The sequence below is a fragment of the Paenibacillus sp. GD4 genome (assembly GCF_030846225.1).
GTDB lineage: Bacteria > Bacillota > Bacilli > Paenibacillales > NBRC-103111 > Paenibacillus_G > Paenibacillus_G silviterrae.
The window spans coordinates 1,700,368-1,726,614 of record NZ_JAVCYK010000001.1 but is presented as its reverse complement, the minus strand read 5'-3'; the positions used below and the strand labels follow the sequence as shown (position 1 = coordinate 1,726,614).

Sequence of the window (26,247 nt, the reverse complement as noted above, 5' to 3'; positions counted from 1 at the left end):
GTTTGCTTCCGTGGCGGCTCTTCGAGTTTGCATGGGTGGCTGTAGGGCTGCGGGATCTACGTCCAGCCCCAGAAGAAGCCGTCGCGGTCCCAGGCGGCCTTGCCGCCGTGCAGCTTTTTGAATCTCTTTTTTACCTCTTTATCAATGGATACGTTCCCGTTCTCCCCTGTGTAGATGAATTGCTCCCCGTAATGACGGCGTATGTACTCCACGGCTTCCGTCTGGTAGAGAATCCCTGCGAACCTCAACTGCTGCAGCATCCACTGGGCTACATCCTCTGCTGTTGCTTCCACTTGCCGCACGCTCCCTTTTCTCTTTGCATGAAAATAGTATAAACTAAGATGGAAAGAAAATGAAAGGACGTGCACCATGACTAGTCAGACCATCAAGTGGGGCGTGCTTGGGTATGCCCGAATCGCCAAAAACTCGCTGATTCCAGCGATTCAGGAAGCTCCGAATTCGGAGCTGTATGCAGTGGCTTCGCGGGACCCGGAGAAGCTGAAGGAATGCCGGGAGCTGTTTGCTTGTCCGAAGCTGTACGAAGACTATGATGCTATGCTGGAGGATCCTGAGCTTCAGGCCGTATACATTCCGCTGCCGAATTCGATGCATAAGGAATGGGCAATCAAGGCGATGCGGAAGGGAAAGCACGTGCTTTGCGAAAAGCCGATTGCTTTGAATGCTGCGGAATGCCGCGAAATGATCGAGGCGGCCGAGCAGTCGGGCGTGCTGCTTATGGAAGCGTTCATGTACCGTTTTACCGAGCTGGCCCTAAGGGTTAAGGAAATCATCGGCAGCGGGGAGCTTGGCGAGCTCAAATACATTCACTCGACATTCCGTTTTCTGCTGGACCGTCCGAATACGATCAAGGTCCGCCCCGAGCTCGGCGGCGGCTCGCTATATGATGTGGGCTGTTATCCGGTCAGCTTCGTGAACATGATTACCGGACGGGCGCCGGTCTCCTGTGTTTCGCAGAGCGTCCTGGAGGGAGGGGTCGATGTGATCTTCTCGGCGCTTATGAAGTACGAGGATGGCTTGATTGCCGCGGTCAACAGCGGCTTCAACGCTCAGAAGGACACCCGCACGGAGATCATCGGCACCAAAGGCAAGCTGGAGATCCCGGATACGTTCTCGGGTATGGACGGTGCTATCACGGTCATTACAGACACCGGGGCACGGGAGGTACCGGTACGAGATACCGGGCGTTACACTCTCGAGGTGACGGATTTTGCCGAGGCAATCCTGCAAAAACGCCCTCCGGGCATGAGTCTGGAGGACAGCTTGTTGAACATGCAGGTGCTGGACATGCTGTTCGCGTCCATAGATGCCGCTAGGTAGCAGTATGGGTGCGGCATGGTTTTAATCGCACATTTGCGATTGTAGACCCCGATACGCGCCTAATACGCGTCGATAGTTGCAAATGTGCCGTTAGTAGGTTCGGCGGGCCAGCTGGGGTTGGTGCAGCAGGGTTTTAATAGCAAATATGCTATGGAGGTCCCGATGCGTGCTCGAGCGCACCAATAGCTGCAAAAGTGCCATTAGGAGGTCCGGCGGTCAGCTGGAGTCCGTGTTTCAGGGCTTTTATCGCACATTTGCGATTGGAGGTCCCGGTATGTGCCTCATGCGTTCCAAGCACAACAAGCCAAATCCTACTTACCCAAGCTGCCGCCGTCAAGCGGAGCGGCTTGGGTTCTTTTATGGCGTTGATTATTGACGTGATAAAGAATTAAGCGGGTAAACGATATTAGAACAAGGTAAGGAGCGATAACGATGCCATATGATATTCCCCGAATCGGCGTGGGCGCTGTCATTGTGAATGAACGGCAGGAGGTGCTGCTCGTCCTGAGAAACCGCCAGCCGGAGAAGGGGACCTGGAGCATTCCCGGCGGGAAAGTGGATTTGTATGAACGGCTGGAGGATGCGGTGAAGCGGGAAATCCTTGAGGAGGTCGATCTGAAGATTGAAGTCGTAAGACTGCTCTGCATGGCAGAGACGATTCGCCCGGAATCGGAGGAGCACTGGGTCTCTGCCCTATATGAAGCCAAGGTGCTGTCCGGCACGGCCCGGAATATGGAGGAGGGCGGGGCCATCGGCGAGGTCCGCTGGTTTCCGCTGTCCGCCCTGCCGGCTGAGCTTGCCTGCTTTACGATCCCCGGAATCGAAGCATTTCGCAGGCTGAATGGGCCGTCCCGCAGTTAGCAGCCGCCACAGCGCGGGACGAGCCCTTTATTAGTATCAGCCAATCAGCCGCGCTTTACCACATCGAAATTATCCTCAATCAGCAGCCAATTTTGCGGAAAAGGCAGCCCCAGCTTCCAATAGCTGACCCCGCGCAGGCCGAGCTCCTTCACGAGATCGAACTTGGCCTGGATCGACCGGGCATCCTCGAACCAAACCTTATGCTGGCGGCCGCGGTCATCCCAATAGTCAAAATGCGGAGCCTGCGCCTCATAGTCATACTCAATGGCGGCTTGCTCCCGGCGCGCCAAGGCGATGGCCGCCTGCGGACTCAAGGCCCTCGCGTATCGTCCCCCCGGGACGAAGGGGAGTGTCCAGTCGTAGCCGTACAGATTTTGCCCCATCATGATTTTATTCCCAGGCATTTCGGTGAGCGCATATTCCAGTACCCGTCGCACAGGACCGATCGGGGAAACCGGCATGGGCGGACCGCCGCTGTAGCCCCACTCGTAGGTCATGATCACCACGAAGTCGGCGATTTCCCCGTGGGCGCGGTAATCGTGAGCCGTATACCACTCACCCGTCTGGGTGGCGCTGGTCTTGGGTGCGAGTGCGGTGGACATCAGGTAGCCCTGCCGATGAAGCCGATCTGCAGCTTTTCGCAGGAACCGATTATAGGCCTCGCGGTCTGACGGATGCAGGTGCTCGATGTCAAAATGGATGTCCCGGAAGCCGTATTGCTCCGCCGTGCTGATAATGTTGTCGAGCAGCGTATTCTGCAGCGACTCGCTGTTCAAGATCAGCCCTCCGAGCTCGGCGCTGAACTGGTCTTTCTCCAGGTTCGTGACCACCAGCATGAGCGTCACGGCATCTTCGCGCGCGATAGCGGGCAGGTTGCCGAGCGGGGGCGCCGCGAGCGAGCCGTCGCGCTGAATGCGGAAGCTGAACGGGGCCAGATAGGTCAGCTGGGGGGCCGCTTCTCTGGACGCTCTCTGAAGCTCTTCCGATACCTCATTCCCCCGCGGTTCGACGTAGGCGTTGATCTCTGCGCGTCGCTTCGGCCTCGGTGGAATATAGAGCCGTGTGCCGACGCGCAGCGGACCTCCGACAGGGATACGGTTCACCGAGGCGAGCTGGGCGGCCGTTAACCCGAACCTTTGCGCAACTGAGAACAAGCTGTCTCCGGACCGCACCCAATAATAAGAGCCCACGATCGGAATCACCAGCGTCTGGCCGACGACCAGCGAGTCGGACGCCGAGATTTGATTGGCCTCCGTAATGCTTTCTACCGATATGCCATAGGCCTGTGACAGCCCGTACAGTGTATTTCCCCGCTGCACCACATGAATTTGCATGTCTTTCATCTCCTCCCGTATTCCACCCATCTCTACATCGTATGTAGCGGGAAAGCGACCTTATGCCAATTGTTCCCATAGGCTTGCCCCGGGGGGCTTGGAATCAACGTCTAAAGCAAGGTGAAATCGTCAACAATGGAAAGGTAAGCAATCGATTCCGGGGAGAGTGGATAGTGTGCTGCCTTATCATTGGAAATTGGCCGAGCTTTGGACGTTAAGCCACGCCAGAGAGCTGACGGCGGAGGAACAAAATGAGCTGACGATGTGCCTTCAGGCGAATGCGAATTTCGCCAGAAAGCTCGCGCAGCTGTACAATTGCGCCTACGCTGCGTCCTTAGTGGCTGACAAGGCTTGGCAAGAGGAGATTGCACGGAGAATAGAGAAAATCGAGCACGAATTTCCGATCCAGCTGCCGGACTTGAAATCCAAGTAACCTTGCAGCGGCATCCCGGTTCATGCCTCAGAACAAAAGTAAGCCGTCTATGATATGATATAGGAAGCTTACAAGGATGGAGCGGAATGCATGTCTTATTTATACACATTTGCCTGCCATGAGGATGAAGAAGAGCTGTGCCGGTTGGAGCTGAAGTCGCTGCTCGGGCAGGAGCCGCCGGTAGCCTCGGAAGGCCGCTATCTATGGAGCGCACGCTGCCTGGATCCTAGCCGCAGCCCCTTTGTTAAGGTGCGGATGCACGCCCGGCTGGAAGCGGCAAGTTTGGCGGAGCTCTGTGAGCAGGCGCAAGGTCTGGAGCTGGAGGGAAGCACCTTCAAGGTCGTCTTCCTGGAAACGGACAAGCCCTACCCGGATTACCAGGAGCAGCGGTCCATAGAGCGCAAGCTCGGTGCTCATATCCGGGGGAAGGCGGAGATGCGCACGCCGGAACGGGTCTATAGCGTCGCTTGCATAAAGGGGCGCTGGCTGCTCGGAGAGAGCGAGAGCCAGAAGGCGGTTTGGCTCCGGCATGTAGACAAGCCGCAGCAGTATTCCACGGCGCTGAGCACCCGGGTGGCTCGGGCGGTTGTCAACATTGCTGTACCGGAGCCCCGCGGAGTGAGGACGATCGACCCCTGCTGCGGCATCGGTACCGTGCTCATCGAAGCCTTGTCGATGGGGATAGAAATGGTTGGATATGATATCAATCCTTTGGCTATAAGGGGAGCGCGAATTAATCTGGAATATTTCGGCTTCCCGAATGTCGTGAAGCTGGCTGATATGACATCGTTAGGACCGGAGACTTACGATGCGGCCGTTCTGGATATGCCTTACAACCTATGCTCAAAGCTGCCGACGGAGGAGCAGAAGAAAATGCTCGGCAGTGTCAGGAGGCTGGCGTCCCGTGTTGTCATTCTCACGATCGAGGAGATCGACGAGGCGTTATCCGCAAGCGGGCTTCGGATTCTGGAACGCTGCAGCATCCGCAAAGGAAGCTTCAGCAGGCAGCTCCTGGTCTGCCAAAGCTAATCATATACCAGCGGCTTTCTTTAAGCTTCGCCTACTCGGGTGAGGCTTATTAAGCTATTACTTAAAATTTTTTTAATGAACGAAGATACAGGAAAATTATGTATTTAGTAGAACTATATACTTAGCATCGGACGTTGTATTAATATGACGAATCATGAAAGGAGGGGTTTCTAATGGCGCTCCTACAAACCAATTCATTCCGGAACGGAGAGCAGGAGATTATCGATTTTTCCTACGAACGGCCTATCGGGGTCAGTATTTTGGCCGCGCTGCTTTTTGTTACCGGGGCGGTTACCTTGATCATTGAACTGACGCAAGCCCGGGCGATAACCGCTCTCTCGGGGTTGATGGGGATGGAAGCGATGCTGCTGATGATCGCGCTATATTTACAGTCGGCCGTAGGGCTGGCTGCAGGGGCAGGCATGTGGCTCGGTAAGCAGTGGGGATGGTATTTGGCAGTGTTTTATATGGCCTATGGCATCCTTAAGAACGGCAATGCCATCTGGCCTGTTTCCCAATTCTTCGCTGCCTTGGACTCGGTACACAAGAATATGCCGGTGTTCTACATAAAGCATGGGGCAGGAATGATTGGAGAACTGGCGATCCTGCTCTACTTGATGAGGGCCAATCCATTGATTTACTTTTGCTTGCCCGACACGACAGGATTTCGGATGAAGTCGGCTGCCGTTGTCTTCGGCATCGGGATGGTAATTTTCGTTGTGTTCACTTGGTTCCATATAACTATTGACTCCTGATAACCAATATGTCAAAATGAAAATATCATAACGAAACATGGTGATGCAGCATGATGAACGAACAAGACGGTCAGTACAACTCAAGCAAATACCGGACTCCGGACGGAGCACCCGCGGACATCGTGATATTTACCATTACATCGGAGGCGCAGCCAAGAATGACGAAGGCGCTACCTAAGCGGGAGCTGAAGGTGCTTCTGATCCGGCGGAAGGTGTGGCCGTTTGAGGGGATGTGGGCGCTTCCCGGCGGCTTCTCCAGGGAGACGGAGTCGATGGAGCAGACGGCGCGGCGCGAGCTTCAGGAAGAAACGGGGGTAGCCGATGTGCACATCGATTACCTAGGGGTTTACAGCAAGCCCGGACGCGATCCGCGCGGGTGGATCCTCTCGCACGCGTATGTGGCGCTCGTACAGGAGAGACTGCTTGCAGGGCGGCGTGCCGCCGACGATGCGGCGGAGGTAGGGCTTTTTCCGGTAGAGGATGCCCTGAATCGGCTGCAGTTGGCTTTCGATCACAAAGAGATCGTAGCCGATGCATTGGAGAGAATTCGGGAGCAGATGCTGATTACAACGATTGCGAAGGAATTTTTGCCGGAGGAATTCACCCTGAGCGAGCTGTATCAGGTGATCACAACCGTAGTCCCGGATTTTCAAGAGGCCAATTTTATCCGCAAAATGAAATCGACCCAAAGCCGCAGCGGACTGCTGGAGGAAGTAACCGACAGGGATGGCAGGCCGAAGAAGTCCAATGAATTTTCCCAACGGGCAGCCCAGCTGTACCGGTTTGCGGGGGAGACGCCGAAGCTGTCTCTGTACAGCTAGGCTCATTTTTTTAAAGTCCAATACTGTCATTATGAGAATATCATTAGGAGGATGATGAGTGATGAGGCCTTGGGATCGATTGGACCATCCTGTTGTGATGGCAGCCTTGATGGGGTGCATGCTGCTTGTAGCGTACTTTACTTCCTCGTCACCGGTGGAGATCGCAGCTACGACAACCGGGTTGCTCAGTGTATGGCTAACGGCACGGGAAAATCTATGGTGCTGGCCGATTGGTTTGGTCAATGTAGCCTGCTTTTTCTATATGTTCTACGATGTGAAGCTGTACGCCGATATGACATTGCAGGTATTCTTCTTTGTCCTAAGTCTGTATGGCTGGTATGTATGGGTAACGAATCGGGGAAGCGCGAAGGTGCGTCCATCCGCGAGGCTACAGAGAAAAGAAGGGCTGGTTCTCTTATTTGTACTGGTCCTCGCTGCCGTCGGCTGGGGCTACCTGCTGGCACGTTATACGGATGCTTCGATCCCATACGCCGATGCCTTAATCGCAACGCTGAGCGTCATCGCCCAATATTTGCTGTCGCGCCGGGTAGTGGAGAGCTGGTACGTATGGATTGTTGTCGATGTGTTGTCAATCGGCATGTATGCCTATAAGGAGCTTTATATGCTGGCGTTCTTGTATGTCATATTACTGGGGATTGCGACGGCGGGGCTGTTCAGCTGGAAGCATGGGTATCGTATGCAGCAGAGCGGGGAGGTCAGAGGCTAATGGAACGGATCGTTCGGAAAAAGGTGGGACTCACGCTGGGCAAATTTGCTCCGCTTCACCGCGGACATCAATATATGATCGAGACGGCGCTGAAGGAAACGGATGAGGTCATCGTGGTCATTTACGATAGCCCGGAGGTGACCGCGATCCCTCTCCCTGTAAGATCAGGGTGGATTCGGGAGCTGTACCCGGAGGTGACGGTGCTGGAGGCATGGGACGGACCGGCGGAGGTTGGGTATACCCCGGAGATCAAACGCAGGCACGAGGAGTATATATTGGGTTTGTTGGGGGGACGCCGGGTGACCCATTTTTATTCCAGTGAGCCGTATGGGGAACACATGAGCGCTGCACTGGGGGCTGTGAACCGGCAAGTGGATCCGGAGCGGTTGCAGTATGCCGTGTCCGGTACGGCCGTCCGGGGCGGAGCCTATGCGTATCGTCATCTCGTCGAGCCCCTGGTTTACCGGGATCTTATTACCAAAGTGGTTCTGCTCGGAGCTCCCTCTACCGGCAAAACCACACTGGCTGCCAAGCTTGCCGAGGTGTACCGTACGACCTGGATGCCGGAGTACGGGCGGGAATATTGGGAGCGGCATCAGGTGGAACGGCGGCTTACACCGCAACAGCTTGTGGAGATTGCCGAAGGCCATCTGGAGCGTGAGGACCGGCTCGCGGAACAAGCGCAGGATGTGTTGTTCGTGGATACCAATGCACTGACCACGTGTCTGTTCGCGCGATATTATCATGGCGAGGCGGACCCTCACCTGGAGCTGCTTGCCGACCGGGCCGCGTCGCGGTATGATCTGGTCTTTGTCTGCTCCGACGATATTCCGTATGACGACACTTGGGACCGTTCGGGTGAGGTGCATCGCCATGTGTTTCAGAGGCAGCTGCTGGCCGAGCTGGCCATGCGCCGAATCCCTTACCGGCTGCTGTCCGGAAGCCTTGAGGAGCGAGTGGACCAGGTGCGGCTAGTACTTCGGAAATTTGAAAAATACCGAAATCCGTTGGAATAATTTTCTGAAGGTGAACCTGCAACCCTCTTAAACACGAAACCTCCCAAGAATGATATAGTATAAATCGGGCCTAGACGCTCTGACACCAAGGAGGAATTATTTAATGAAAAAATCTATGGTAACCATTATGTCCGCTGTCCTATCATTCTCTCTCGTTGCCGGTTCGGCCCTGGCTGCGCCAAAGGAAGATAAGGGCGGGCACGGCAACGCTCCGGAGAACAAGCCTGCAGTAACCGAAACGAAGAAAGAAACCGATGTGAAAGTAAAAACGGAAGGCTCCGCCACGGTAACCTCCGTTACTTACGATACATACGGCAATGGCTACAAAGGGTTGGAGCGCGCTTACCAGAATGTGAAGGATAAGCCGGCCGGCGCCGTGATCGCCGATCTGCTGAGCAGCAAATACGGCATTGATGTTACGGCTTCCGCTGCATTGTCGGAAAAGGCTGAAGAGCTGGAAGCAACCGGCGAAGTTGAGGTAGCGGCTGATGTGCAGAAGGAAGCGATCAAGCTGGATCCGGCGAACCTGGAGCTGTACAAGAAGCTGGGCAAGTTCCTCGACAAGCTGGGCAAGAAAGGCGTGAAAGCCTTCGTGAACGGGGAAGAGCCGAATTTCGAGGTAGCCCCATTCATTAAAGACGGCAGCACACTGGTTCCTTTCCGTGCCATCGCGGAATCTCTAAAAGCGGAAGTAAGCTGGGATGAGGAAACTCGCACGGTTACCGTTGTGAAGAACGGCATTACCGTAAAGCTGGAGATCGGCAACACAACAGCAACCGTTGACGGCAAAGAAGTAACGCTGGAAGTGCCGGGCGAAATTTACGACGGCAGCACGATGGTGCCTGTTCGTTTTATCAGCGAGTCGCTGAAGGCGAAAGTGGATTGGGAAGCCGAGTCCCAGTCGGTTGTAGTAACAGAATAAGGTAACGAGCGAAAGAGCAGTCGACATGGCTGCTCTTTTTGTGTTTTTATGGTAGGTATAAGGAGGCTGTTACCAATGCGTCAATATACGGAACTATTGGTGGAACGAATGCGAGCCAGTGCATGCGCGGAGAAAGCAGGGCCGATGGAAGCTTATATGAAGCATCACTTCCCTTTCTTGGGGCTCAAGACACCGGAACGCAAGGTATTGATGGGCGAGTTTGTTAAGGAGTACGGCATTCCGAAGGGGGAAAAGCTGCTTGGCGTGGCGGAGGAGCTATGGTCACTGCCGGAGCGGGAATTTCAGTATATCGCGCAGGGGCTGCTGGAAAAGCACGTGAAGAAGGCGGAACGGGAGCATCTTGACTATTTGGAAAAGCTGATTGTCACCAAGTCCTGGTGGGATACGGTTGATTTACTTGCCTCGAAGCTGGTCGGCGGGCATCTGCTGCGCTTTCCCGAGCTGATTCCTGCCTATACGGAGCGTTGGATCGGCTCGGACAACCTATGGCTTCGGCGTACGGCCCTGCTGTTTCAGCTCGGCTACAAGGAGAAGACCGACGAGGAGCTGCTTTTCCGGTTGATTCGCCGCTGTGCTCATGAGCAGGAGTTTTTCATTCGCAAGGGCATCGGCTGGGCGCTTCGGGAATATGCGAAGACATCGCCGGAGGCGGTGCAGCGCTTCGTGGCGGATACACCGCTGTCCCCGCTGAGCGTCAGGGAGGCGCTGAAGCATGTGGGTGAGGGGGAAAGATGTGAATAATTTAACCGTTTGAAATGAAAAAAGAACTAGGAATGCTTCCAAAAGCTAGATATAATTAACTATAGTGTCATTAGGCGCGAGGAATCGTGTCGAATTTTATGTCTAACGGAGGGAAATACATGGAATTTTTCAATGTCCGGGTTTCACGGTCATACGATTCCGGGACGTTAAGGATGATCGGTCGTTTAATACTGTTTGTTTTCATGTTATGTCTATTCACTACTGCAAGCGCTACGGCTTCATCAAGCGCGATATCCGGACTTACAGTAAATCCCTGGAATACCAATGTGGGAGCAAGTGAAGTAAAGTATGAAATTAGTTTTAAGCCAAATCAGACGATTGCCGCGAACAGCAAGTTTTATGTAGACTTCGATAGCCGGTATTATCTATATGATACCAGTGATCACGTGTTCGCTGATTTGAACTCGGTCACCTATCCTGTGTCGGTAACACCACAGTATGATCCTAACAGACCTAATAAATTTGAATTGTCCATAGCACAGGAGATTCCAAGCGGAACAACGGTCAAGCTGGTGTTCGAGCCAGGCTTCGGTATCAATCATCCGTCATATTATGACAGCCTCTCTGAAAGAGGGCAAGGAGCCTATAGCATTGGAGTTAGCTTGGATGATATTTCTTACACCACTACTACCATCTTCTTAGGCGGGACTCTTGCCATTCCGGCGGGTGCCGTGGAAATTAACGGTGGCGCAGCAACAGCGTATTCAAAGCAAATACAATTGAATATTACAGATATGAACTCGGCAAATCCGATCAAATTCGTAAGAGTTACAACCGACCCGGACGACTGGCCGTATAACCTGATTGAATATATACCGGGACAACCGATACATACCTTTCTTCCAGGATACGCAGAAGGCATATCTAAAGTGTTTGTCGAAATCCTCGACGCGAACGGTCATGTTGCAAACGTTCTGACCGATGAGATTTTTTATAGTACGGAATTGGATTTCCTGACGCTGGATGTAAAGTACAACGGGGCAATCCAAGCCCTTGTACCTACACTAAATGATGTGCAGAGCCATTACTCTGTTGTGGTTCCGAAGGAAGCTGAATCGGTAACGATTGACTCCAGCTTCTATGGAGAAGGGGTAGCTTTATCGGCGAGATCGTTAGACGGAAGCGTAACCGTAAGCCCGAACAGCGATACCGCACTTACATTATCCGGATTAACAAATAAACCGACTCCCATCGAGCTGAAGGTTTCGAAAGGCAGCGGTGAAAGGATTTATCTGCTGACGATCTATAAGGATTTGGCAAGTGTGGAGTGGGAGAAGCAATATCCGCTCTATGCTTCGCAGATGGGCTTTGTACGCGAGGTGTCTGGCGGGTATTTGTATCATACGTACTCTGATGGGGCTGGAGAGGGAGACCCTGACGAGTCGTTAATCAAAGTAGACAAGCAAGGCAATAAGCTATGGTCTAAGGATTTCCCAAGCACCCACGAAATGTGGTGGAGTGATTTTTTAAGTATCGCTGATACTCGGGAGCTCAGTCCGGGAGCTTATTTGGTTCTGGGGCGTGAGGAGGAGTCAGGCACCAGTCGTTTATTTGCTGCCAAATACCAAGAACAAGTAGACACGGTAACAGGCAATGTGTATATCGTAGAGAAATGGAGATACACGGGCTTTGATAATCCATATGAAGACGACATGTATGGAGTGAAGCTTGAGCTGGTGAACAATGGATTTGCCGCGATAGCAAATGTAGGCGGAGAAACCATCTTTTATCGCGGCTACTTCGGTTTTAACGGTGAAGTTACGGACATGGTGTCGCATCGTCTCGGTGATGAATACAACTGGTTCCATGCTACGGATCTCAAGCGACTTCCGGTGGAAGGGCAAGAGTTGTACGTCGTAGCCGGAGAGCGGGCCTTGGTTGAAAGTGATCCAGATATTTTTGCAGCAAAGCTGGAGGTTAAGGATAGCAACGGGACCAAAGCAGTTGAAAGGTTATGGTCTAAAAAATTTGGCGCCTACGATATATCGGAATATGCTAATGCTATTGCCGTCTCTTCCGATGGTCATATCGTTTTGGCGGGCAGCACTGATGCTTTTTCTTATCGCGAGGATATGGAAACTTACCTGATTAAATTGGATCAAGCGAACGGGAACAAGCTGTGGGAGAAATCCTTCGGCGGCTCGGGGGACGATGGAGCGTTATCGATCGTTTCGGACGGTACTTCAGGATTTATGGTCGCTGGTTACACTTCGAATGTGGTCGACGGATATGGCCATAATCCGCAATTAGTCCAAGTTGATGCGTACGGTAATCCGGTATGGTTTCATACTCGAGGATCGGACAGCACATTTTCAGATATTGCTCGAACGAGTGATAACGGATTTATCCTGGCTCATTTAGAATATGATTCTGCCAGATTAATTAAGCTGACGGGAGTGACAGTGCCTCAATCGATCATCGTAAATGGCGAAACGATTGAACTGCCGGAGGAGGCGACCACTCTCAGTAAGTCTGTTCCTTATTTGACTTCGGAAGTTACCATTACCCCCATCTTGGCCAACGGAAACACGATAGTGATCAACGGGAACGCGGTTGCCAACGGAGGAGCAGTAAACGTTATTTTACATTCGGGTGAGTTGACCGAATTCCCAATGATCATTACTGCAACGAATGGATCGACAAAAACCTTCACTCTGGCGATTCATCGAAAGCCTATTACAGATGCCGAGGCAGTTACACTCGACCACAACTCTCTTACGGGAGTAGTAAGCTCTGTAGTAACCTATTCGTTAAACCTGCCTACGACGGGCAGCAACGGTACCACGATTACTTGGCTATCAAGTAATCCGTCTATCATCAGTAATAACGGAGAGGTATCAAGACCTCCCTATGAAGCCGGGGATGCGGCAGTAACGCTTACAGCTATCGTCAGCAAAGGCAATGCTTCGTTGTCTAGAACGTTTAATGTTATTGTGAAAAAGCAAGAGCCGACGGGCGGTGACGCTATCGTCGTCAAGCATGACGGCATACAGCTTTCCCCTATTCCGGGTACAACTGTATGGGAATATAGGACAACGGCTGAATCCGTGACGCTTTCGGTATACACCGTTTATCCTAATGCGCAGCTTAGCATCGGCACCGTAACTGGGGCGACCTACTCTGTAACCGGCGGCAACCCAAGCTTAGTAACTGTAAGCGGAATGACCTTTGGAGGCAGTGCCGTAATTCCTGTAAAAGTTACGCAGGGAGACAACGTATTGTACTTCGATATCCATGTCATCCGTGATGCTCCGCTTGGGCAACCAGTCGTATTGCAGCCTAATCAGCCGACTCGATTTGAGAATGGGGTGAAGGTTGACTTTACAGGACTGTCGATTCCAGCCGGGGCCACGATTCGAGCTTCTGCGGTAAATCCGCCTTTGACAGGGCCGACCTTTAAGGCTTCCGGGCCAGTAATGGATTTCACCTTGTCCGGGGTTACTCTTAGCCCAGGCCAAACTGTTGATCTATCGTTTCCGGTGAACTCCGGGTCAGATTTGTCCCGCGTAGGTGTGTTCTACTACAATGAAACGGAGAACCGATGGGAATACCAGAAGACATCCATCACATCGGACGGTAAGGTTCTGGCCAAAGTATCTCACTTCTCGATCTACGGCGTGTTTGAGGCGGACCGAACGGTTACGGTAGAACCTAGTATCCGCTATATTTCCACTACGGAAATGGAAGTAACTCTGACCTCGGCTACGCCGTGGGCCACGATCTTCTATACCGTGGATGGAAGCGAGCCTACGAATGCCAGCATGATGTATGATCCTGACAATAAGCCGCGCATTGCAGTCGGGCAGACGCTTAAGGCCTATGCCATTAGCGCCGGAATGTTGGATAGCTGGGTAATGAGCTTGATAGGGCCGGAGCAGCACGGTTTAAGCTATGTTGTCAAACAAATCGTAAATGGCAACGGAGTAACGAAAGCTTTAGTCCTTGATTTGCTTAGAAGTCTGCACCCTGTTCGAATAAAGGAATTGAATTAATAGAATAAGCTCCTGTTAACAAAGCAAATTGCTGCTTGTTAGCGGGAGCTTTTTTCTGTATCATAAACGCCATGAAAACTTTCTTATGGTGTGGCTACGGCTCTTATTTGTTAATCGGATTAGCGCATGTCATCGTAGGCTCTTTGCTGCCGGAAATGCTGAGTTATTATGCTGTAGATTACAGCTCCGGGGGACAGCTCATCGCCTTACAGTTCGCCGGCTTTCTGGTAGGGGTGCTCTCCGGTCCTTGGTGGTCGGCCCGGTTAGGCAAAAGGGGAGCGCTGCTGCTCTCACTAACCTGCTTAACGGCTGCAGAACTGGTGTTTGCACTTTTGCCACCATGGACTATCGTTATGACGGTTGCCCCGCTTGCGGGCTTCGGTTTCGGTATGGTGGAGACGGTGATCGGCGCATTGGTCATTCAGTATTTGGAGGAGCAGCAGAAAACCAAAGTGATGACCCGGCTTGAGGTGTTCTTCGGTGTCGGGGCGCTCGTCATGCCGCTCATTTCGTCGCTTATGATCGCTCTTGGCATGTGGCGCGGCGCCTTCATCATGCTGGCAACGTCATCAGCGGCCCTGCTGCTGATGTGGCTGTTCCTGCCTCTCGGCAGCATGACTTCGCTCATGAGCCGGACAGAGGGAGGGAACGGGGGCACGGAGGCTGTTTCGCCCCAACCGTCGAAAGGCGCTCCTGTGTTATATCTGGCTGTTTTCTTGCTCATTTTCCTGGTGTACGTAGGCACAGAGATGAGCATCGCCAATTTCCTGCCTTCGATGTTTATCGAGACACTGCATGTCAAGCCGGAGATTGGGGCGCTTAGCGCGACTTGCTTCTGGGGAGCCATGGCGATCGGAAGGCTGTTTGCGGCGAATGTAGTGGAGCGGGTCGGGACATCCAGATACTTGCTCTGGAGCATAGCGGGGGCAACGCTTCTGTTGGGGGCTTTTGCGATGAATACCGGTCCGTGGGGAAGCTTCGCCTTGGTCCTGTTGATAGGGCTGATGCTTTCCGGCATGTTTGCGATTTTACTGATTTATGCGAATGGATTTTTTCCTGGAAGGGAGGAACGAATTACCAGCTTGTTAATTGCCTCAGGCGGGGTCGGCGGCGCGCTGCTGCCGCTGCTTACCGGATGGAGCATGGACCGCTTCACGGTAGAGCAAACCCTGCTGGTGCCGGTGATGTTCTCAGCTCTGTTGCTGCTTTTGATAGGCTGGGCATCCCGGTTCCCCAAGACTTCGGCAGTGGGAAAGAATGTATAAAGTTATTTTCTCCCTGTTAGAACAAGGTAGCACGGGGTAGAATAAACGTATCATGAGTGAAAGGAGTGAGGTGTTATGAGGTTCGTTCAAGCCGGAATGGTTACTAGCCTCACTCCAGGGACGGATAAGTAATGGTAAGCCCTGGAGCTTCGATCGGAAGACTTCAGGGCATTTTTATGCCCTCATATGAACCTATGGAGGGTACTACATTGAGAGAAAAGCATAATCAGTTGCAAGAACTAGGTTGGAACCGGGCTTGGGAAGAGCAAAGGGAGTCCAAGGGTCTTCCGGGCTATCCCGCCAGGGTGATTGCGGAGTTTCAAGGGCTGTACCGGGTAATGACGGCGCAAGCGACGCTCCTGGCTAGGGTCAGCGGCAAGATGATGCACGAAGCGACAGGACGAGGGGACTTCCCGGCGGTGGGGGATTGGGTCATCCTTGACAGAGAGACGGAGGAACAAGGCGAAGGCGTCATTCATGCCGTGCTGGAGCGCAAAAGTGCTTTTGTCAGGAAGGTAGCGGGAGCGCAAACGGAGGAGCAGATCGTTGCCGCCAATGCCGACGTGGTCATGGTGTGTATGGCGCTCGACGATGACTTTAATCGTAACCGGCTGGAGCGGTATATGCTGCTGGCTTGGAATAGCGGCGCGATGCCGCTCGTCGTCCTCACGAAAGCAGATCAGGCCGGCGAGCTGGCCGAGGAGCGGATAAGCGAAGCGGAGCGGGCCGCGGTCGGTGCGGAGGTTATAGCCGTTAGCTCGGTGACAGGCGAGGGGCTACATGCGGTTAGGGAGCGGATCGGTACGGGGGTAACAGCAGTGTTCCTCGGCTCCTCCGGCATCGGAAAGTCTACGCTGATCAATAGGCTGCTTGGCGAAGAGAAGCAGGACACGCAGGGCGTTCGCAAAGGGGACGGCAAAGGCCGGCATACGACGACGCATCGGGAGCTTTTTCTTGTGCCGAGCGGCGGCATTGTGATCGATACCCCGGGGATGCGCGAGCTGCAGCTGCTGGAAGGCGAGGGGCTGAAGGAAGCGTTCGCGGATATTGCCGAGCTTGCCGACGGCTGCCGCTTCGGGGACTGTACTCATGAGGCGGAGCCTGGCTGTGCCGTGAAGCAGGCGATTCGGGAAGGGACGCTTCAGGAGAGCAGGCTTGAGCACTACCGGAAGCTGGAGCGGGAAGCTGCCTATGCGGAGCGCAAGGTGAGCGAACGGGCGGCGAGGGAGTACAAGACCCAGATGAAGCAGCTTCATAAGCAGATGCGACCGAAGCATAGATAAGTGGGCGGGACCTCTTAGGAGGTCTCGTTTTTTTGTTTGGGCGTGCGGCTTGGCGATGGAAGCGATCGTGGAGAAATTGCAGAAATGCGATTACAGAGGGCTGAGGAGATGGGACGGCATAAGTAGTGTCAAAAGTGCGATTACGTTCGGTGAAGAGGGGGAGTTTGCGAGGAAAACGTTCGTGCAATTGCATAAGTGCGATTGTAGAGGGCTGAGAAGGATGGGGTGGCATGAATAGTGTCAAAAGTGCGATTACGTTCGGCGTAGAGGGGGAGTTCGCGAGGAAAACGTTCGTGCAATTGCAAAAGTGCGATTGTAGAGGGCTGAGGAGGATGGGACGGCATAAGTAGTGTCAAAAGTGCAATTACGTTCGGCGTAGGGGGGAGTTTGAGAGGAAAACGTTCATGCAATTGCAAAAGTGCGATTGTAGAGGGCTGAGAAGGATGGGGTGGCATGAATAGTGTCAAAAGTGCGATTACGTTCGGTGTAGAGGGGAGTTCGCGAGGAAACGTTCGTGCAATTGCAAAAGTGCGATTGCAGAGGGCTGAGTGGGATAGGATGGCATGAATAGTTTCAAAAGTGCGATTACGTTCGGCGTAGAGGGGGAGTTCGCGAGGAAAACGTTCGTGCAATTGCAAAAGTGCGATTGCAAAGGGTTGAGTGGAATAGGATGGCATGAATAGTGTCAAAAGTGCGATTACGTTCGGCGTAGAGGGGGAGTTCGCAAGGAAAACGTTCGTGCAATTGCAAAAGTGCGATTGCAGAGGGCTGAGTGGAGCTAGACTAGAAAGTAGACACACTCTATCAGCGACCTGGTACAATAAAATAAACTAAAAGGTCGAGGTGTGTCATGGGAGATATTCGTCAGCATTTTGATGAAGAGTTCAAGCGTCAAACCGTAAAACACATGCAAGAGAGTGGGAAAACCCCAGCCGAAGTGTCCAAAGAATTGGATATCCCTGTAAGCGGCATTCGAGCGTGGAGAAAGCAGTTTACCAACACGGGTGAAAAGTCGCAACTGTTTGTCGATTACGAACGACTCAAAAAGCTCGAAGAGATGAATCGAGAACTTCAAGAGGAGAACGAGATTCTAAAAAAGGCGATGCACTTCTTCACGAAAAACCGAGACTGATTTACGCGTTTATCCGTAAATTCCGCTTCCAGTTTCGTGTTGAGAAGATGTGCTCTGTGATGGGCGTTTCCCGAAGCGGTTACTACAAGTGGCTGAACCGAAAGCCAAGCGAACAGGAAAAGCTTCGCAAGAAACGGATGAAGCGAATCCAGCATCATTTCTATGCCTACAAGCGTCGTTACGGCAGTGATAAGATTGCGACCAAATTGCGTGAAGAAGGCGATACCATCTCGACGAAAACAGTGGCTCGCCTGATGAAAGAGATGGGGTCGCGCTCTTGCACAGTGAAGAAATACAAAGCAACCACCAACTCGAAACATAATCAACCGGTGTATGACAATGTGTTAAACCGCGGCTTTAACGTACTTGCACCGAACAAGGTATGGGTAACAGATATTACGTACATTGGGACATCTAAGGGCTGGGTTTACCTAGCGAGCGTGATGGACCTGTACTCTCGCAAAATCGTCGGTTGGGCGCTTGGGGAGCGAATGACCAAAGAACTAGTGTTGGAAGCGTTTGACCAGGCTTGTGAACGGCAAAAGCCTCCTCCAGGTCTAATTCACCATTCTGATCGAGGCTCACAGTATGCCTCAAACGAATACCGCGAGCGGCTGACGAAGCATGAGATGATTGGCGACATGAGTCGTAAGGGCAACTGCTACGACAATGCATGTATCGAGTCCTTCCACAGCGTAATGAAGAAAGAGCTCGTGTACCAAACAAAGTTTCACACCCGAAAACAGGCGTATGATGCAATTTACCGGTACATTGAGTTCGACTACAACCGGATCCGCATCCACTCGACGATTGGTTATCTCACCCCGCATCAGTGCGAGAAGAGGTACTATGAACAACACCAGGTTTCATAGTTTCTGTGTCTACTTTCTTGACAGAGGTCCAGAGAAGGATGGGGTGGCATGAATAGTGGCAAAATTGCGATTACGCTCGGTGTAGAGATAGAGTTTGTGAGCGGGGCCTGAATGCAGCGGTACGGATGTGCCAGCAAAAAGGGCCGGTCGCCAGATCCCTACGGATCACGTGACCAGCCCTTCCAATACTTAACCCCGCAGCTTCTCCAGCGCCTTACGGACAAAGCCGTCGGTCGCTGCCAGCGCCTCCGTCGCTTTGTGGCAGTCGACCTCGCCGAGAATCATGACGATGGCTGTCTTCACTTGGCCGCCGGCCTCGTTGAAGGCCTTCTCGACTACGTCCTCGCTGGCGCCGGTCGCCATCGTAATGATCCGCTTCGCGCGATGGACGAGCTTGACGTTCGACGGCTGCAGGTCCACCATCAGGTTGCCATACACCTTGCCCATGCGGATCATGGACGCCGTAGTCAGCATATTCAGGATGAGCTTCTGTGAAGTGCCGGCCTTCATTCGCGTGGAGCCGAGCACGACCTCCGGACCGACGACGGCTTCCAGCTTGATATCGGCCAGCGCAGACATCGGCGTGTCGTGGTTGTTGCAAATTCCCACGACGCCGGCACCCAACGCCTTCGCGCGCTTCATAGCGCCCAGCACATAAGGGGTCCGGCCGCTGGCAGCGATGCCGACAACGACGTCGTTCGCATCCACGCCATGCTTATCGATGTCGGAGGCGCCGAGCTCCTCGCTGTCTTCTGCGCCCTCAACCGGATCCTTGATCGCCTGGAACCCTCCGGCGATGATCCCCTGCACCATGGACGGCGGCGTGCCGTAGGTGGGGGGGCATTCGGACGCATCAAGGATCCCTATGCGTCCGCTGGTGCCCGCGCCGATGTAAAACAGACGGCCGCCCTTGCGGAAGGACTCGACGATGCGATCCACCGCCTGAGTGAGCTGAGGAATCAAGCCGCGAACGGCATCGGCAATTAATCGGTCCTCATCATTAATCAGCGTCAGGATCTGCTCGGTAGGGAGCTGATCAATCTGCTTCGTGCGTTCATTCGGTTGTTCGGTAATCAGCGATTGAATTAATTGCTGTATGTTCATGGAGTCGGCTCCTTCTTCTGTCTAGTCTCTATTTCTCTAATCTCGTGCCTTAGCCAAACGGGCGGCGCCATAAGCGGGAGAACGCTTCGCTTCGTGAATGCGCACGTGCGGATAAGCGGAAGCCAGGTGCTGCCGGAACGTATCCCGAAACAGCTCGCTGTGGCTGAAGATCGAGCCGCTAAGGACCAGATCCGCTTGGGCGAACCAAGGATGCTTGCCGATGAGTGTATATGTATGCCCGGCGAGCTCCAAGCTGTTGCGTTCGATCAGCTGGACAGCCAGCTCATCGTTCGCCTTGGAGGCGATAATGGCATATTTGGCGAAATCGGCGATGTCCTGCTTTCTTACCTCGGGTCGATAAATATAGCCCTTGAGCTCCGTAATGGAAGAAAAGCCGTAAGCGTCAATAATCAGCTGCGTCATCATGGTTTCGGGAAGAACGCCGTCGTAGCTGCGCATCACCGTCTGAAGCGTATCGAGGCCAACCTTATAACCGCTGCCCTCATCCCCCAGCAAATGGCCCCAGCCGCCGACGCGATACTGTATTCCATCGGGAGTGCGGCCAAAGACGATCGAGCCCGTGCCCGAAATCACCAGGACGCCGTGCTCTCGTTCCAGCGTTGCGGCCAGAGCAATTTCCGCATCATTCATAACATGTACTTTCGTGCCAGCCTCTGCCAGAAGACCTGGAAGAGCGTCCGTCACAGCGGCCGACATAGCGGCTTGCTCCTCGGGGGTTCCGACGCCGGCCATGCCGAGTCCGATGCTCCAGTGCATCTCCTTCGCTCCATAAGCTTCGACAGCTTGCTTCAATAATGCCGACAGCTCGGTAACAGCTGCCTCGAACCCCATCGAATGAGGATTCGTTGAACCCCCGATCAGGCTTCCCAGCTGGATACCGGCTTCATCGGTGATGACTAGCTCGGTCTTTGTCCCTCCGCCGTCTACACCTATATAACGTTTCACAAGGGTCACCTTCTTGCCGGAATTGTAGTTTGAGTATAAACGATAAAGCCTGTCCATGTAAAATAAAATTTTATTGTAAAAATAACTATTGAAATTTTGTTTCAGCGGATTTATAATGAATCTCGTCTGGAAGCGATACCATGAAAGCCTATGCATCGCTTCAGGATACATAGAGAGAAGAGCGGGGTGAGATGCTTTATGAATGGTGGGCTCGTCCGGATCAGGGAAGCGATGAATCAGCTGAACCCTTCGGAGCGGAAGGTCGCGGAATATATTTTAACCGACCCGAAGCAGACCGTCGAGCTGTCGGTTTCACAGCTGGCGGAGTATAGCGGAGCAAGTCAGGCGGCCATCGTTCGCTTATGCAAGTCACTCGGGCTGAAGGGATTTCCCGACCTGAAGCTGAAGATTGCGGGAGACTTGCAGGAGACGGTAGCATCGCAGGGCAAGCAAGGGTATCAGGAAATTCAACCGCACGATTCCATCACGACCATCATCGAGAATGTATCGGCGAACAATATCCAGTCGATTCGCGATACGGTCAAGATTTTGGATGCATCGAAGGTGGAGGAAGCGGTAGAGGCGCTGGACCAGGCCGCTCGCATTTACTTTTTCGGAGTCGGGGCATCCAACCTCATAGCGCAGGACGCTCAGCAGAAGTTTTTACGAATCAATAAGACATGTTTCGCCTTCTTCGATCCTCATGTGCAGCTAACGACAGCCGTGACGTTGACACCTAGGGATGTTGCCGTAGGAATATCGTATTCCGGAGAGACGCGCGAGGTTATCGCCACCCTCCGATCGGCTAAGGAGCAAGGAGCGACAACCATCAGCATCACCAAGTACGGAACGACCTCACTGCATGCACATTCGGACATTCCACTCTGCATTTCTTCTACAGAGAATGAAATTCGCAGCGGTGCGATGGCCTCTCGTATTACCCAGCTGAATGTCATTGACATTCTGTATCTTGGGGTGGCGAGCCGCAACTATGACAAATCGGTCGAGTATTTGGACAGAAGCCGGGCGGCCATTAAGGACCTGAGCAGATAATGCAAGGCATGCAAGGCACCAACACTATGATCATATGGGGGACGAAGCGAATGAAATCAGTAAAGATCATGTCCATCATGCTTGCCGGCGCAATGGCGCTTACAGCCTGCAGCGGCGGTTCCACACCTGCACCTGCCGACAACAAAGGAGCAGCGCCTGCGGCTGACGACAAGAAGCCGGATACCGTTAAGGTTTGGACTTACCCGGTGCATGCCACGTATGAAGATGATTTGAAGCAGCTGATTGCCGATTTTAATAAAACCAATCCACATATTAAGGTAGAGTACGAAATGCTCTCCTGGGCGGAAGGTCCGAAAAAATTCGACGTTGCCCTGAACGCAGGCGACCCGCCGGATCTGTACTTCCACTCCGTAGCAGGCCAATACGTCAATACGGGTTTGGCTTTGCAGCTGGATAAGTACATGACCAAGGAAATTAAGGACGATTACCTGCCGGGCACTTTGGAGCTCGGACAAATCCAAGGCAAGCAGTATGGCCTGCCGATCTACCAATTCCAATGGGCATGGGGCGGTAACAAGCGTATTCTTGAGGAAGCGGGCATCGACTGGAAGAAGATCCAGGAGAAGGGCTGGACTTGGGAAGAGTTTAACGATGCGGCGAAGAAGCTGACCAAGAAGCTGCCTGACGGCTCCCAGCAATACGGTCTGGTTACGGACGGCACAAGCCTTGATTTCATTCAAATGCTCTCCCGCAATGCCGGCATGCCGGATGTACTCGACAAGGACGGCAAGTTCCAGTGGAACGACGGCCGCATCCTGGATACGCTCAAGTTCATGGAGAACATGATCAAGGACGGCATTATGCCGAAGGAAAGCGCGGCGCTGCAGCCGGCGAAGCGTACGGAAATGTTCTACGACAGCAAAGCGGCGATCATCAGTAAGGCGATTCCTTACTATGATGTTATCATCCAAAACCGCAACAAGGACATCGACGCAGGCAAGGTGAAGGGCGAGAAGATCGAATTCATCCTGCTGCCGGTTCCTCATCATAAAGACCACCCAGCGAAAACAACCATGGGCGGCGAAGGTTATGTAGCCTTTAAGCAAAAGAACGACAAGGGCGAGCAGCACGCGAAGAACACGTTCCTCGTGATGGAAGCGCTGAGCGGCGCCAAGGCCGGTAACTCCGCTAACGAGCTGTGTCTGCCGTTCGTGCGTAAGTCGCAAGCGAAGGAATTCGAAGGCAAAGGCAAGGCTAGCAAGACGAACCTGGCTGCAGCTGAGATCATGGCGAAGAACATGGTTGCTCCAGTAGAGCTGAACTTAGACGTAGACAAAGCTGCGAAGATGAAGCAGTTCAACGAGCAAGTAGTGAAGCCGAACTTCCAAGCGGTGCTCGCCGGCGAGAAGAAGGCGGAGCAAGCGGCTGATGACTTCAAAAATAAAGGAAAGCAAATGTTCGGTCAGTAAGTTGAACTTACAGTAACGCTGCAAAGTACAAACGGGAAGCAGTCCGGCGTCAGCAGCTCGGTATCGAGACAGCCTGGAAGGCCGGGCTTCCCGGCTTGTACTTTCTTTTTACCCTTTATCAGCAGCCTAGCCATTCCCAACAACGGGTGCTCCCGCAAAAGCTTCGGAGTTCACTTAACTACTTTTGGGGGATTTGTTTAAGGAGGTAAGACCTACATGCAACCATCAATCGCACAATCGACACCAACGCGGAGCCGGTTCACCCAATTTTGGCGGGAGTACGGCTGGGCCTATCTCTTTATTTCCGTGCCGGTGATTCTGTTTCTCCTCTTCACGCTGTACCCGGTGCTCTCGGCGTTCGTTATGAGCTTTCAGGAATACGGCATTATGAAGTCCAAATGGATTGGCGGGGCCAACTACTCCCGGCTGTTCACGGACGATGTGTTCTGGAAGTCGATGAAGAACACGGCTGTGTTTACGCTTTTTACCGTACCGGTCAATATTATCATTACCTTCGTGCTGGCTTATCTGATTTATCAGATGAAAACCAAGTGGCAAACCTTCTTCAAAGCGGCGCTATACTTGCCCTCCGTGGCCTCCGGCGTTACGCTGTCCCTCGTGTGGCTGGCCATGTTCGATCCGACGTCAGGCGGCTTGTTCAACCGGGTGCTCGGCCTGTTCGGTCTTGAGCCGGTCATTTGGCTGGGACAGTCCAGCACGGCGTTATTTTCGCTAATGCTGATGACGTATCTGGGCTCGCACGGGAGCGGCATTATTCTGTACCTCGCGGCGATGGGCGGGATTCCGAAGTCCTTGTATGAGGCGGCGGATATCGACCATGCCAGCGCATGGACGCAGTTCAGCAAAATCACTTGGCCGCTGCTGAAGCCGACGACACTGTATCTTCTCGTAACGGGCGTGATCATGTCGTTCCAGGTGTTTATCAGCGTGTATTTGATGACACAGGGCGGTCCGAACTTTGCGACGACGACCATCGCTTATCTGATCTACGAAACGGCGTTCGTCTTCTACGAATTCGGTCTTGCTTCCGCGCAATCGTTCGTTTTGGCGGCTGTCATTATCATCATTTCCATTATTCAGTTCAAATACTTCTCGACGGACATCGAGTACTAAAGGGGGGATCCGTTCATGACAAGCACTAGCAAAAAAACGTTTATCGGCATCTCCGTCCTTGTGCTGCTCTTCTGGGCGTTCATCACGGTGATCCCTCTGTACTGGATGTTCATCGGATCCTTCCAGGATTCGCTGGCGGCAGCGTCCTTCAAGCCGCAGATGATCCCGGAAATATGGTCGGTGGCTCCATACGAGCGCTTCTTCGGCAAAACCGCCGCACTCCGCTGGCTGTTCAACTCCTTGTTCGTATCCGCGGTATTGACGCTGACGAACGTATTCTTCGCCTCCCTGGCGGGCTACGCCTTCGCGAAGCTGAAATTCCCGGGCAACAAGTCGATCTTCTGGGTGCTGCTCAGCACCATGATGATCCCGTCTCAGGTAACCTTGATCCCGCTGTACGTGCTCGTCATCAATACGTTTAACCTGGGCGATACGTATACGGCGATGATTTTGCCGGCACTGGTTGGAGTAGGGAACATCTTCTTAATGAAGCAGTACATGTCCACGCTGCCGACGTCTCTCATTCATGCAGCGAGAATCGATGCTTGCAGTGAGTTCGGTATTTTTTATAAAATCATTCTGCCTATGGCCAAGCCCGGCTTGGCGGTGCTTGCGATTTTCACATTCGTGGCGCATTGGAACGATTTCTTCTGGCCTTTGCTCGTAACGCGAAGCAATGAAATGCGGACGATTCAGGTCGGTCTCGCCAGCTTCCGCTTCGCTGAGTCGACGGATTACGGCGCGATTATGGCCGGTGCGACAATCGGCGCGCTGCCTATGATTATTTTGTTCTTCGCTTTGCAGAAGTACTTCCTGCAGGGTATCACCATTGGAGCCGTTAAGGGCTAGGAGGTAAGGGATATGGCTCAAGTCGTATTTAAGAATGTGCGCAAGGAATATGAGGATGAAAAACGGGGCAAATTCACGGCGGTAGCCGGTTCGGATTTTGTCATTAATGATAAAGAGTTCGTCGTGTTCGTCGGCCCGTCCGGCTGCGGCAAAACCACATCGCTTCGCATGTTAGCCGGTCTCGAAACCGTATCGGGCGGAGAAATCCTTATCGGCAACCGCGTGGTGAACGATCTGCATCCGAAGGATCGGGATATCGCTATGGTGTTCCAGGACTATGCGCTGTACCCGCATATGACGATCCGCGAGAACCTGTCGTTCGGACTGAAGAACCTGAAGAAGAGCAAGGCGGAGATCGAGGAAAAGGTGAAGTCGGCCTCGGCGATTCTGGGCTTGAGCGAGATGCTTGACCGCAAGCCGCGGGAGCTCTCCGGCGGTCAACGCCAGCGGGTGGCCGTAGGCCGCGCGATCGTACGCGACCCGCAGGTGTTCCTGTTCGACGAGCCGTTGTCGAACCTTGATGCGAAGCTGCGCATCCAGATGCGCGTGGAGCTGTCGGAGCTGCACAAGCGCCTCGGCGCGACGATCGTGTACGTAACGCACGATCAGGTGGAGGCGATGACGCTGGGCGAGCGTATCGTCGTGATGAACAACGGCGTGATTCAGCAGATTGCGGCGCCGACCGAGCTGTATAACAACCCGAGCAATATGTTCGTAGCGGGCTTCATCGGTTCGCCGGCGATGAACTTCATGGATGCCCGCGTAGAAGGCGGCCGTGTTCATGTGGAGGGCGCATCGTTCGTGCTGCCGGAGAAGGCGGCTCGCGGGTTGAAGGCGTACGAAGGCCGGAGCGTAGTGCTGGGCATTCGTCCGGAGAATATTTACGGAGAAGATTTCGCGCTGCATGTGGCGCATGATCATAAGATGAACGCTGTCGTACAAGTGGTCGAGAACCTTGGCTCCGAGAACCTGCTGTACTTCCGCGTAGGTTCGCGGATGGTGACGGCGAAGGTGCATCCGGAGACATCCGCCAGCATAGGTGTGGCGAAGACGTTCGTGCTGGACCTGAACAAGGCGCACTTCTTCGATCCGAAGACGGAAGCGCGGATTGAGCTGGGATAACTAAAATCAGTATGTTGGAGGGCGAT

Annotated in this window: 22 protein-coding genes and 1 pseudogene; 19 read left to right on the top strand and 4 right to left on the bottom strand. The window is 53.3% G+C overall.

Annotation, left to right across the window (positions count from 1 at the left end; all coding sequences use genetic code 11):
* Positions 1-56: 56 nt before the first annotated feature.
* Complete coding sequence (locus RAC89_RS08140) at positions 57-293, bottom strand: DUF6953 family protein (protein WP_306612926.1); 237 nt, start codon at positions 291-293, stop codon at positions 57-59.
* A gap of 76 nt (positions 294-369) precedes the next feature.
* On the opposite strand from RAC89_RS08140, the gene RAC89_RS08135 reads away from it, so the two are divergent.
* Positions 370-1,338: a Gfo/Idh/MocA family protein gene (locus RAC89_RS08135; protein ID WP_306612925.1), complete on the top strand. Its 969-nt coding sequence runs from the start codon at positions 370-372 to the stop codon at positions 1,336-1,338.
* Positions 1,339-1,770: 432 nt separating this feature from the next.
* Complete coding sequence (locus RAC89_RS08130) at positions 1,771-2,199, top strand: NUDIX domain-containing protein (RefSeq protein WP_306612924.1); 429 nt, start codon at positions 1,771-1,773, stop codon at positions 2,197-2,199.
* Positions 2,200-2,243: 44 nt separating this feature from the next.
* Here RAC89_RS08130 and RAC89_RS08125 read toward each other — a convergent pair whose 3' ends face one another.
* On the bottom strand, positions 2,244-3,533 hold the full coding sequence (locus RAC89_RS08125) for a glycoside hydrolase family 18 protein (RefSeq protein ID WP_306612923.1): 1,290 nt from the start codon (positions 3,531-3,533) through the stop codon (positions 2,244-2,246).
* A 175-nt stretch (positions 3,534-3,708) separates the two neighbouring features.
* On the opposite strand from RAC89_RS08125, the gene RAC89_RS08120 reads away from it, so the two are divergent.
* The 12 genes and pseudogenes from RAC89_RS08120 to RAC89_RS08060 all read left to right on the top strand — a co-directional run bounded on the left by RAC89_RS08120 (position 3,709) and on the right by RAC89_RS08060 (position 18,563).
* The gene (locus RAC89_RS08120) at positions 3,709-3,966 is read left to right on the top strand and encodes a DUF7667 family protein (RefSeq protein WP_306612922.1); all 258 of its coding nucleotides are present in this window, start codon (positions 3,709-3,711) and stop codon (positions 3,964-3,966) included.
* A 90-nt stretch (positions 3,967-4,056) separates the two neighbouring features.
* Entirely contained in the window at positions 4,057-4,995 is a 939-nt protein-coding gene (locus tag RAC89_RS08115; protein ID WP_306612921.1) for a TRM11 family SAM-dependent methyltransferase, read from the top strand.
* 173 nt (positions 4,996-5,168) lie between these two features.
* Entirely contained in the window at positions 5,169-5,750 is a 582-nt protein-coding gene (locus RAC89_RS08110) for a hypothetical protein (RefSeq protein ID WP_306612920.1), read from the top strand.
* Positions 5,751-5,800: 50 nt separating this feature from the next.
* On the top strand, positions 5,801-6,571 hold the full coding sequence (locus RAC89_RS08105) for an NUDIX domain-containing protein (protein ID WP_306612919.1): 771 nt from the start codon (positions 5,801-5,803) through the stop codon (positions 6,569-6,571).
* 61 nt (positions 6,572-6,632) lie between these two features.
* Positions 6,633-7,298, top strand: a complete 666-nt coding sequence (pnuC, locus tag RAC89_RS08100; protein WP_306616070.1) for a nicotinamide riboside transporter PnuC — start codon at positions 6,633-6,635, stop codon at positions 7,296-7,298.
* Positions 7,298-8,314, top strand: coding sequence for an AAA family ATPase (locus tag RAC89_RS08095; RefSeq protein ID WP_306612918.1), 1,017 nt, complete (start codon positions 7,298-7,300; stop codon positions 8,312-8,314). Before pnuC ends, RAC89_RS08095 begins: the two co-directional genes overlap by 1 nt.
* Positions 8,315-8,417: 103 nt before the next feature.
* The gene (locus RAC89_RS08090) at positions 8,418-9,236 is read left to right on the top strand and encodes a copper amine oxidase N-terminal domain-containing protein (protein ID WP_306612917.1); all 819 of its coding nucleotides are present in this window, start codon (positions 8,418-8,420) and stop codon (positions 9,234-9,236) included.
* A gap of 75 nt (positions 9,237-9,311) precedes the next feature.
* The gene (locus tag RAC89_RS08085; RefSeq protein ID WP_306612916.1) at positions 9,312-9,998 is read left to right on the top strand and encodes a DNA alkylation repair protein; all 687 of its coding nucleotides are present in this window, start codon (positions 9,312-9,314) and stop codon (positions 9,996-9,998) included.
* 119 nt (positions 9,999-10,117) lie between these two features.
* On the top strand, positions 10,118-14,011 hold the full coding sequence (locus RAC89_RS08080) for a chitobiase/beta-hexosaminidase C-terminal domain-containing protein (RefSeq protein ID WP_306612915.1): 3,894 nt from the start codon (positions 10,118-10,120) through the stop codon (positions 14,009-14,011).
* A 71-nt stretch (positions 14,012-14,082) separates the two neighbouring features.
* On the top strand, positions 14,083-15,276 hold the full coding sequence (locus RAC89_RS08075) for an MFS transporter (RefSeq protein WP_306612914.1): 1,194 nt from the start codon (positions 14,083-14,085) through the stop codon (positions 15,274-15,276).
* Between the two features lie 209 nt (positions 15,277-15,485).
* Complete coding sequence (rsgA, locus tag RAC89_RS08070; protein WP_306612913.1) at positions 15,486-16,559, top strand: ribosome small subunit-dependent GTPase A; 1,074 nt, start codon at positions 15,486-15,488, stop codon at positions 16,557-16,559.
* Between the two features lie 859 nt (positions 16,560-17,418).
* Positions 17,419-18,563, top strand: a pseudogene (locus tag RAC89_RS08060) (IS3 family transposase).
* Between the two features lie 189 nt (positions 18,564-18,752).
* Here RAC89_RS08060 and murQ read toward each other — a convergent pair.
* Together murQ and RAC89_RS08050 are read right to left on the bottom strand one after the other, a co-directional pair.
* Positions 18,753-19,661 (bottom strand): N-acetylmuramic acid 6-phosphate etherase, encoded by a 909-nt coding sequence (gene murQ, locus RAC89_RS08055; protein WP_306616068.1) that lies wholly within the window; start codon positions 19,659-19,661, stop codon positions 18,753-18,755.
* 42 nt (positions 19,662-19,703) lie between these two features.
* Positions 19,704-20,633 (bottom strand): BadF/BadG/BcrA/BcrD ATPase family protein, encoded by a 930-nt coding sequence (locus RAC89_RS08050; protein WP_306612910.1) that lies wholly within the window; start codon positions 20,631-20,633, stop codon positions 19,704-19,706.
* A 198-nt stretch (positions 20,634-20,831) separates the two neighbouring features.
* Here RAC89_RS08050 and RAC89_RS08045 point away from each other — a divergent pair, with 198 nt between their 5' ends.
* The 5 genes from RAC89_RS08045 (at position 20,832) to RAC89_RS08025 (ending at position 26,221) form a co-directional block, all read left to right on the top strand.
* Positions 20,832-21,686 (top strand): MurR/RpiR family transcriptional regulator, encoded by an 855-nt coding sequence (locus tag RAC89_RS08045; protein ID WP_306612909.1) that lies wholly within the window; start codon positions 20,832-20,834, stop codon positions 21,684-21,686.
* Positions 21,687-21,736: 50 nt separating this feature from the next.
* A complete protein-coding gene (locus RAC89_RS08040; protein ID WP_306612908.1) occupies positions 21,737-23,116 on the top strand; it encodes an ABC transporter substrate-binding protein in 1,380 nt (459 codons plus the stop codon).
* 216 nt (positions 23,117-23,332) lie between these two features.
* Complete coding sequence (locus tag RAC89_RS08035; RefSeq protein ID WP_306612907.1) at positions 23,333-24,250, top strand: carbohydrate ABC transporter permease; 918 nt, start codon at positions 23,333-23,335, stop codon at positions 24,248-24,250.
* Between the two features lie 15 nt (positions 24,251-24,265).
* Positions 24,266-25,099 (top strand): carbohydrate ABC transporter permease, encoded by an 834-nt coding sequence (locus RAC89_RS08030; protein WP_306612906.1) that lies wholly within the window; start codon positions 24,266-24,268, stop codon positions 25,097-25,099.
* 12 nt (positions 25,100-25,111) lie between these two features.
* Complete coding sequence (locus tag RAC89_RS08025) at positions 25,112-26,221, top strand: ABC transporter ATP-binding protein (protein WP_306612904.1); 1,110 nt, start codon at positions 25,112-25,114, stop codon at positions 26,219-26,221.
* The last annotated feature ends 26 nt before the right edge of the window (positions 26,222-26,247 follow it).